Source organism: Methylosinus sp. KRF6, from assembly GCF_018887255.1.
Taxonomy (GTDB): Bacteria; Pseudomonadota; Alphaproteobacteria; order Rhizobiales; family Beijerinckiaceae; genus Methylosinus; species Methylosinus sporium.
Genome location: NZ_JAHLJF010000043.1, coordinates 1 through 1,327, shown reverse-complemented (window position 1 = coordinate 1,327; position 1,327 = coordinate 1). Strand labels below are relative to the sequence as shown.

The following is a 1,327-nucleotide window of genomic DNA, read 5'->3' as shown; positions in this document are numbered from 1 at the left end:
GGAATCATGCCTGAGCCGATCTGTTAACCGCCGTTAACCCGAATTCGGAGCCCTGCCCGTCCCTTGCGCCGGCTTTTCAAAAGCCGCCCGCTCTAGTACATGTCCGTGTCGCGGTCCCGGTAGCTCAGCAGGATAGAGCGAGATTTTATACCGACCGGGGTACCATGTATGTAGATGGCCATGAAATCTGGGCCTCCGCACGCAACGCTCGACCGGTACCCCGTACCGACTACGGACCTCGCCGAGAATTTGGCTCGTTCGCCAAGCCAACACCCTGATATCCAATAAAGAGTTCTGTCTCCGGCCCCTGACCTTCGGAGCCGCCCCCCACTCCGGTCGTTTTGGCACGGTCGTGCTCGCCCGCAAGGCATCCACACACGCTACGCGTGTGCGGACCCTCCTTGCGGGCTGCGCGCGCCCGCGCCATACGCCTCCGTGAGGGGCGGCTCCGAAGGTCAGGGAGGAACGGGGAAGGCATCCCGAGCGGGCACGCTCGGGTTTCTTAGGTTCGTTTCGGGGCTCTCCAAAGGTCAGGGGGCGAGGAATCCCGCTGCACTACGAACGAGCCACCGATCTTTGAGCATTGACGACACTGGCAAGCCAACCATCGGATCCGTTTAAAAAATTGGAAACACCATTCATTACGTCCTTCAGATTTTCTATATCGACGTCCGAGTGTAGTAAGCTAATTACGGTGCCACGCTTGTTGGTGGCATACCGAAATGCCACCCCGTGCCGATCCCAGTCATGAAACTGTTTTATGATCTTACCAACGGCCAGTAGCTCCTCATCATGCATTTCTGCCCCGCAGGCTTTATTGATCTTAGCGAAGTGGCGCCATAGCTCTAACAGATTATGGGTGTCATTTAAATCTGGCGGTGTCACACCAACGTGCGGACCATACTGTATAATTAGCCACTTCAGTCCAGTCTCCACAGCATGACGGTAACAGAATAACATCGGATATACCATCTCGAATCGTGAAGCTCTCTTGTCCAATATTAGGTCAGCGATGGCTTTTCCTGCCTGCATAAATCCTTCCATAATAAAAACCGTGCGGGATGGACCGTCCGCCGCCAAATTTCCAGCAGCTTCAACCGTCATCGCTTTCCGAAACGGCAGATCTCCTTTCTTAGGCCATCTATAAGGTTTGGGCGTAAGAAGATCTTCGAACTTCATGGCGCATGATATCCACTAGAGTTATCGTGGCCGGCCAGCGCAATGAACCCCATGCGCTGAGCTTCCTTGGTAATCAAATAGACCCACAAGAAGCGTAAGCGTTCACCCGGCGCCATTCTGGCGGCGCATGGCGTGGAAGTGGTAGCGG

At 55.0% G+C, this 1,327-nt stretch carries 1 protein-coding gene; it reads right to left on the bottom strand.

The annotated features are described in order from the left end of the window. Positions 1–555: 555 nt before the first annotated feature. Positions 556–1,179, bottom strand: a complete 624-nt coding sequence (locus KP010_RS22435; RefSeq protein WP_216281936.1) for a hypothetical protein — start codon at positions 1,177–1,179, stop codon at positions 556–558. Positions 1,180–1,327 lie beyond the last annotated feature (148 nt).

What these genes read in the sequence shown, in the direction of transcription:
- KP010_RS22435 (WP_216281936.1), bottom strand. Translation starts at nt 1,179, where the DNA reads ATGAAGTTCGAAGATCTTCTTACGCCCAAACCTTATAGATGGCCTAAG.